The organism is Pseudanabaena sp. 'Roaring Creek', from assembly GCF_001402795.1.
In the GTDB taxonomy this organism is placed as follows: domain Bacteria; phylum Cyanobacteriota; class Cyanobacteriia; order Pseudanabaenales; family Pseudanabaenaceae; genus Pseudanabaena.
In genome coordinates this window covers 1-8070 of record NZ_LIRE01000272.1, presented here as the reverse complement: position 1 = coordinate 8070, position 8070 = coordinate 1, and the positions used below count along the sequence as shown (strand labels likewise).

The 8070-nt window shown below is 46.1% G+C and carries 5 protein-coding genes; 4 read left to right on the top strand and 1 reads right to left on the bottom strand.

Annotation, left to right across the window (positions count from 1 at the left end):
- The first annotated feature begins 186 nt into the window (after nt 1-186).
- The 4 genes from AC805_RS09395 to AC805_RS09380 all read left to right on the top strand — a co-directional run bounded on the left by AC805_RS09395 (nt 187) and on the right by AC805_RS09380 (nt 7258).
- Nucleotides 187-1680: a UDP-N-acetylmuramoyl-L-alanyl-D-glutamate--2,6-diaminopimelate ligase gene (locus tag AC805_RS09395; RefSeq protein ID WP_055075189.1), complete on the top strand. Its 1494-nt coding sequence runs from the start codon at nt 187-189 to the stop codon at nt 1678-1680.
- A 335-nt stretch (nt 1681-2015) separates the two neighbouring features.
- Nucleotides 2016-5372 (top strand): response regulator, encoded by a 3357-nt coding sequence (locus AC805_RS09390; RefSeq protein ID WP_055075188.1) that lies wholly within the window; start codon nt 2016-2018, stop codon nt 5370-5372.
- A 282-nt stretch (nt 5373-5654) separates the two neighbouring features.
- On the top strand, nt 5655-6551 hold the full coding sequence (locus tag AC805_RS09385) for an ABC transporter permease (protein WP_142599469.1): 897 nt from the start codon (nt 5655-5657) through the stop codon (nt 6549-6551).
- A complete protein-coding gene (locus tag AC805_RS09380) occupies nt 6548-7258 on the top strand; it encodes a hypothetical protein (protein WP_055075187.1) in 711 nt (236 codons plus the stop codon). Before AC805_RS09385 ends, AC805_RS09380 begins: the two co-directional genes overlap by 4 nt.
- 5 nt (nt 7259-7263) lie before the next feature.
- Here AC805_RS09380 and AC805_RS09375 read toward each other — a convergent pair whose 3' ends face one another.
- On the bottom strand, nt 7264-7845 hold the full coding sequence (locus tag AC805_RS09375; RefSeq protein ID WP_055075186.1) for a type II secretion system protein: 582 nt from the start codon (nt 7843-7845) through the stop codon (nt 7264-7266).
- Nucleotides 7846-8070 lie beyond the last annotated feature (225 nt).

The window sequence follows — 8070 nt, the reverse complement described above, 5'->3', positions numbered from 1 at the left end:
GCGTGCGCTACAGCTTTTAATTCTGGTTTTTAATTATGCCTAGCCACTTAATAGATTTATTGCCCATAAAAGAGCGCACCCCAAGGGTGCGCTCTTTTATGGGATAGGCGAGTATGTTGTCACAAATCGAGATTTCATGTCAGAATTCTGAGATTATTTTGTGCTCTTGAGAAAGGATCGGCAACTATGCGTTTAGGACAATTGCTCGCGTTAGCAGGTTACCAAAATTCTCAGCCTGAGTTAGATGGGCTAGAAGTAGAGCGAGTAATTACGGATTCGCGTCATTGCCAAGCAGGGGATTTATTTATTGGGATGACAGGCACACAGGTGGATGGGGGAAAATTTGCGCCCCAAGCGATCGCTCAAGGGGCGATCGCCGCGATCGTTTCCCGTGCAGCCTTGGCAGCTTTACCCAATCCCGCAAAAGCGATCGCTGTCGATGATGTGGTCGTAGCTTGCAGTAAGATTGCCACCGCTTTTTATGACTACCCTGCCCAAAAGCTGAAATTAGTGGGAGTGACTGGAACCAATGGTAAGACTACTACCACCCACTTGATCGAGTTTCTGCTCCAAACCCAATATGCCGTAGCCTTGTTTGGCACGCTTTACACCCGATGGGCGGGTTACTCCCTGACCGCGACCCATACCACTCCTTTTGCTGTAGATCTACAGGAACAGCTTGCCAAAGCGATCGCCGCAGGCTGTGATGTGGGTTTGATGGAGGTTAGCTCCCACGCCCTCGATCAACAAAGGGTATTAGGTTGCCCCTTTGAGGCGGCAGTATTTACCAACCTGACACAGGATCACCTCGACTACCACAAAGACCTCGAATCCTATTTTCAAGCTAAGGCTTTGCTCTTTGGTCACAACTATTTACAGGGGCGAGCGATTATTAACTTGGACGATCCCTTTGGTCAAAGGTTAGTAAAAATGCTGGGCGATCGGCCGATCTGGAGCTATAGCATCAGCAATCCTCAAGCTGACTTTTACACGGAAAACTTGACCTACCTGCCCAATGGGGTGACAGCAACCTTGCATAGCCCCCAAGGCTCGATCGCGTTTAACTCGCCGTTAGTGGGGCGCTTTAATGTCGAGAATATCTTGGCGGCGATCGCGACGGCTTTACATATGGGCATGAGTTTGTCGGAAGTAGTGAGCCGATTGCCAGAGTTTAAGAATGTACCTGGTCGGGTGGAGCGGGTGCAGGTTAGCGCCGATCAAGATGTCACGGTAGTGGTGGACTATGCCCATACTCCCGATAGTCTCGAAAATCTACTGGAGGCGATGCGTCCCTTTACCCAACGAGAATTAATTTGTATTTTTGGTTGCGGTGGGGATCGCGATCGCACCAAGCGTCCTTTAATGGGTGGGATCGCCGCTAGGCTTGCCGATCGGGTCTATGTAACTTCGGATAATCCCCGTACTGAAAATCCACAAAGCATCCTTGATGATGTGGTTGTGGGGGTTAAAGCTCATATTGGTGATAAACCTATGATTGTAGAAGGCGATCGGCATAAATGTATTCAAACAGCTATCATTTCAGCTCAAGCAGGCGATACAATTTTGATTGCTGGAAAAGGTCATGAAGACTATCAAATTATTGGGCGGGAGAAAATCCATTTTGACGATCGTGAAGAAGCACAGGCGGCTTTAACTCATCGTCTCAGCTTGTATCGCTAGCTAGCTCAAATCCCTTGCTTTTAAAGAAAAAAATTGGTTAAATCCTAGGCAAAAACACGTAAGGAGGATCGGTTATGATGCAAAAGGAAGTATATTCAAAACCAAGCTGAGTCGATTAATGTTTGACTCTTTTGCATTTAGTTCAATAATCTATCTTAATTCTGAGAACAATCGTACAACTTTCAGGATAGCCATTGATAGACATCGATCATTCTATGATTATTCTATGTTTGTTCGGCTTTTCTACTTCTAGAAATGTGGATTTTTGTATAATAAACCACTAATCCCCAGATTCAGATTACTTTGGTATCAAAATTTTAGGAAGAAATAGCTACATGGGTTCGCAAACTGCCCCCAAACCTAAGCTGCTAGTTATCGATGATGAACCCGATAACTTAGATTTGTTATTTCGGACTTTTTATCGAGATTATCAAGTTCTGCGTGCCAATGGGGGGCCAGAGGCATCAGAGTTACTCGATCGAGAAGGGGAGGTCGCAGTCATTATCTCCGATCAAAGAATGCCGATCATGAGTGGAACGGAATTCTTAAGCCAAATGGCGGTGAAGTATCCAGACACCATGCGGATTATTTTGACAGGTTATACCGATGTCGAAGATTTGGTGGAGGCGATCAATACTTGCAAAGTATTCAAATATGTCACCAAACCTTGGGATGAATTTGAACTTAAAAATGTAGTGCGGCAGGCGATCGATACTCACAATGTTCTTCGCAATCGTACCGCTGAGCTGCGGCGCACGCTGCGCCAACAATCCCTATTAAATGCGATCGCTTCCTCCGTTGATAGTGCAGCTCCCTATCGCGAGAGCATTGCGGCGATCGCTGAGTCAATCGCCCGAAATTTTGATGTTTCCGCCAGTATTTTGCGTCTAGTGGAGAATAGCGTTCTTTCCGAAAGCTATTTTACCTATGGCAATCATTCGTTTCCAGATTTGCCTAAGCTGGTGAAAATTCTCACCATGCGATCGCAGATCGTGCCAATTAACGATATTGCCAATGATGAGCGCATCTCTGAAACTGACAAGGCTATCTATGCGGAAGCTAATATCAAGTCCGTTCTCTATGTGCCTCTAGAAGTACAAAAAGAATGTCTAGCGATGCTAGCTCTTTATCACTGTGAAAGCCCCCATCTATGGAGTACGGACGAATTAGATTTAATAGAGTTGGCTGCTGACCAAGCGGCGATCGTCAGCTCGCGTACTAGAGCCTACGATCGCATTCAAGAACTGGCGAAGCGCGAATCCTTACTCAATACCATTACCAGTACCATCCGCTCCAGTCTCGATCCGCAAAAGATTTTTGCATCGATTACGCAGCAATTGGGGCAAGCCTTAAATTCTGAAAGCTGTGCCTTATCGCTATGGACAGAAGGAGATAATTACTTACGTTGTGTCGGGCTGCATTTACTGGATGAAAATGAAGTAATTAATAGAAAAGAAAATGCTGATGGCTCCTTGCTGCCTCAATCAAGCATGAATATTTCTTGTAATCCTGTCTTCCAAGCTTTAATTGAATTAAAGCAGCCCGTAGCGATCGCGGATTTACATGAAAATCCAGAATGGAATATTGCCGACCTTCCTTTGCGTTCTATTGCACGATCCCTACTGGTCGTTCCCTTACTGTCAGAAGGGAAGATTATTGGCAGTATTTCCATGCGTCAAAATAGGATGCCAAGGCAATGGCTACCAGAAGAAGTGTCCTTAGTGCAAGCGGTTGCCGCCCAAGCCGCGATTGCGGTACAGCAAGCCAATCTTTTCCAAACAACGCGCCAACAAGCACAGCAGCTTCTGGAATTAGATCGCCAAAAAACAGAATTTTTTCAAAACCTGTCCCACGAATTTCGCACGCCCCTCACCCTCACCATTGGCCCGCTAGAAGCGGCGATCGAACAATCGAATCCCCTCCCTTACGAACAATCGGTGATTGCTCTACGGAACTGTCGCAGACTATTGCGGCTCGTCAATCAGTTGCTAGATATCCAACGGCTGGATGCGGGCAAAATGCAAGCCTGTTTCCGTCCTTGCAATCTGGTCGAATTTACCAGTCAAACCATAGATTCATTCCGTCCCTACTGCAATCGCAAAAATATTAATTTACTGAGTGAATTTAGTGACTGTCCCGATATTTATTTAGATCTAGAGAAATTCGATAAGGTTCTCTACAATTTGCTTTCCAATGCCATGAAATTTACTCCTAATAATGGCAATATTACCGTTCGCATCAATACGGACGAAGATGGTAAGCATTGTATTCTCAGCGTTCATGATACGGGCATTGGTATCCGCGAAGATCAAATTCCCTTTCTCTTCGATCGCTTCCGTCAAGCAGAAGGTTCTGTCAATCGTAGTTATGAAGGTAGTGGTTTGGGCTTGTCACTGGTTAAAGAATTGGTGAATCTGCATGGTGGTGATATCTCCGTATCCTCAGAATATGGATTTGGTACGACCTTTGCAATTTCTATCCCTGCTGGTAAAGCCCATTTACCCGCCGAGCAAGTGACAAATATGCCAGCGGATATCCAGATATCTCGCGCGGCGATCGAATTGGCTGATCTAGAAACCGATCTCAATACCGATGAAGATGCGATCGTAAATAGCGGCGATAGTCCATCTTCGAGTCAAGAGCAGGCAGCAAAAATATTAATTGTTGACGATAATCGCGATCTGCGGAGTTACTTGCGGCGTGTTCTCAATCAAGCTGGCTATAAAGTGATTTCCGCCCATAATGGCGCTCATGGCTTGGTCAAAACCAAACAGTACCGCCCCGATCTGATCGTGACGGATTTAATGATGCCCCAAGTGTCAGGTCTGGATTTAATTGCCTTAATTCGCCAAGACGAGCAATTGGCAGGTACTCCCATTATCTTATTGACGGCAAAAGCTAATGAAGAGACTCGCATTGAAGGCACAGAAATGGGGGCAGATGGTTATCTGGCTAAGCCTTTTAACGATCGCGAATTGTTGGCTGAAGTTCGGAATTTACTGGCACTCAAAACCAACGAACGAAGGGTAGCCCAACTTAATCTCTATCTCACGGAATCGGTTCTCAAGCGATTTTTGCCTCCAGGCTTGGTATCTAAAGCTGCTACGGGAGAGCTAAGTCTGGATTTGCGTCCCGAACCGAGGATGATTACTGTTCTCTTTACCGATATTGTGGGCTTTACTTCGCTATCCAACACGTTAAGATCCCGCCGTGTTTCGGAATTGCTCAATCAATACCTTGGCGCGATGACAGAAGCCATTTTTGCCAATGGGGGGACGGTTGATAAATTCATGGGTGATGGCATTATGGCGCTTTTTGGTGCGCCCGAAGATTGTAGTCCTAATGAACAGGTGCGTCGTGCGGTGAGAACGGCAAAGCATATGCAGCGATCGCTAGCGCAACTGAATGAGCAATGGCAAACCCAAGGGATTCCTAAGGTCAGATTTCGTTGTGGGATCCATCAAGGTACGGCGGTGGTGGGGATGTTTGGCAGTGCCGAGCGATCGGACTATACGGCGATCGGTCCTACGGTAAATATCGCTGCCCGCATTCAAGCGGCAGCGGAACCCGATTGCATTCTGGTATCGGCAGCGGTTGCGGATTATCTCAACGATGAAGAGTTACGCAAACGCGAACCTCTGAAGCTCAAAGGCGTTGATGAGACTGTGCTCACCTTTTTTGTGGATAGCTAGTAATAGCAAGGGACTTGCCCTTTAATGAAGTACCAAATATAAAACCAGAATCGGTGGAGCGGCTCCGCCGCTCCATCGATTCTGATAATAAAGTTGCGCCCCGCAGGGGCGCAACTTTATGGGTTTGGGTAATTTATTTTGCACAATTACTTAACTTGGTATAAAACCTAAAACCTGTGGCGCAAGCATTGCTTGCGCCACAGGTTTTAACTATGGTTTTTAATGATGCTCTGTTACTTAACGTTATGATTGATACTGTGGCTAATTTGTCCAGATAACTATATGACTCAAACATCCCTTCCCCCCATTACCACCCAAGCAGCCCCACCTGAAAATCAATTTGTCCCTGAAAGCCAAGCGCCGCATTCTTGGTCAGCGGACTTTCTTCAAGAAGTGACAGCCTTAACTAAACGCCTATTTATCCAATTGCGTCGCCGTCCCACTACCTTGATTGCAGGGGTGTTACAGCCCTTAATGTGGTTGCTTTTGTTTGGAGCATTATTTAGCGGGTTGCCTAAGGGGTTGGTTGGGGACGATCAGACCTATGTGCAGTTTTTGGCGGCGGGGATCGTAGTGTTTACGGCGTTCAGCAGTGCGCTGAATTCGGGATTGCCGATGCTGTTCGATCGCGAATTTGGGTTTCTGAATCGGATTCTTGTTGCGCCCCTAGTTTCCCGTTTTTCAATTATTGTCGCTTCGGCAATTTTTATTATGGCGCTGAGCATGGTGCAAACCGCAGCGATCGTTTCGGTCAGTGGATTCATGGGGGCGGGTTTACCAAGCTTGAGCGGCTTGCTAGTAATGTCGTTAATTTTGATGCTCCTGATCGTGGACTTTACGATGTTGAGTTTGGGGCTTGCCTTTGCCATGCCTGGACACCAAGAGATGCTTGCCTTTATTTTCTTAGTGAATTTGCCCTTAATGTTTTCGAGCACTGCCCTTGCGCCACTTGCCTTCATGCCTACTTGGTTGCAGTGGATTGCCAGCCTAAATCCATTATCTTGGGCGATCGAGCCAATTCGTTATGTGTATAGTCATGCCACATGGGCTTGGCATAGCGTAATTTTTACGGCTCCTTGGGGTGATATGACGATGCTCGAGGCAGCGATCGCCTTAGGTGCTTTTGGTGTCTTGGTCGGATTCTTTATTCGCGGTACCCTACGCCGAGGCATAGCATGATTGCGGATACGGGTGAGCTTCCTGCTTTTCCTGAAGTTCAACCCTTTGCCGATAACTGGTCATACCTTAAAGCGGAACTTGCTTGGCTCGATCGCGTACTTATGCGATCGCTAGCGAAACAGCGTCAAACCGATCGAGAAATCGATCGCGTTGCCAAAAACGCGGCCGATCGCTCCACTAGTCATTGGTGGAAAGGTTTTATTGCCATTGACCCATCTAAAGGCGGTAGTCAACTCCCCAAACATCCGCCCCAGACTAATCACCCCCTAGGACGCTTTGGCGATCGCCTAGAAGCTAGTCGCGAACAAAATATCCGCCTCGCGATCCCCACCCTATGCGATCGCCTAGAACTTGATCGATTCGATCGCGATCTGCTAATCCTCTGCCTTGCTCCTGAAATTAGTCGCCGTTACGAAAGACTGTATGAATTTCTGAATAATGACAATAACAACAATAAGCAACCTACCGTCGATCTAGCGCTACGCCTGTTTTGTCGCTCCGATGCGGAATGGCGCAAGGCTCGCAACTCTCTTACGCCCCAATCCCCATTAATTAAACGCAAAATTATCCAGCTTTACCTTCCCTCGAATAGCTCTTCGCGATCGCTGCTTGCAAAAGCTATGCTCGTGAGTGAAAAGGCAGCTACCTATTTTCTCAGTGAGGATTTACCCATTGAGTCAATTATTCCTAAACCTAGAAAGAAATAAAATTTTTAAGTCTGATTGCATTCCGTCCCTTCAGCTTGACGTATGGAGCCTAAGACTGTGGAAACCACCACGCATTTTTTGCGATCGCCCGATCTAGAAACAAAAGTGATACGACCTAATTCTCCTAAGCCATTAGGATTGCCCTGATGTTTAAATTGCACCCGATATACATCTGGCTCGGGAACAGCTGTCAGTTTTGTTAAAGTTGTTCGTGGTTCGGGTTCGCTATTGTCCACAATTCTGATCCCCTCCTCAAAATTTTGCCAAGGAAGATTATTCCAATAGGCTTCATTTGTAGAACCAATCGGAGATGGATGAATAGCATATTGAGCAAACTTGGGAGTATTTCTAAAAGTTGCTTGCCACATACTTTGGGTGCGTTTGGCATTGCTTTGCGCTAGGCGGAAAGTACTTAAAGCGATGCTTTGGGCTGAGTTAAGTCTTTGGTTATTGACAAAGCTGAGCCAAGATGGGGCAGCGATCGCTGCAAGTATGCCAATACTAATCATCACAACTAAGATTTCGAGAAGCGTAAACCCTAAAATTCCATGATGGCGATGCCTTTTCCTCTTTCGATATGCACCCATAACTTTCAGTATTAAATTCGATAATTATTGGTATAACTATAGCAAAATAACTTTTGTTTATCTGCTTACCGAAAATAAGCTGATTTAATGGTCTTGATTGATATAAATCTATGGGTCATTAGTTGCAGCCTTAACATATTACTTATAGCTATCGCCAGTCTTGTTAGGACAAAATTAAAGCCCAAGATCGTGTTGTCGCGCTCCGCGCGACAACACGATCTTGGG

Bases quoted from the DNA above. Each gene is read 5' to 3' on its own strand.
- AC805_RS09395 (WP_055075189.1), top strand. From the start codon at position 187: ATGCGTTTAGGACAATTGCTCGCGTTAGCAGGTTACCAAAATTCTCAG.
- AC805_RS09390 (WP_055075188.1), top strand. From the start codon at position 2,016: ATGGGTTCGCAAACTGCCCCCAAACCTAAGCTGCTAGTTATCGATGAT.
- AC805_RS09385 (WP_142599469.1), top strand. From the start codon at position 5,655: ATGACTCAAACATCCCTTCCCCCCATTACCACCCAAGCAGCCCCACCT.
- AC805_RS09380 (WP_055075187.1), top strand. From the start codon at position 6,548: ATGATTGCGGATACGGGTGAGCTTCCTGCTTTTCCTGAAGTTCAACCC.
- AC805_RS09375 (WP_055075186.1), bottom strand. From the start codon at position 7,845: ATGGGTGCATATCGAAAGAGGAAAAGGCATCGCCATCATGGAATTTTA.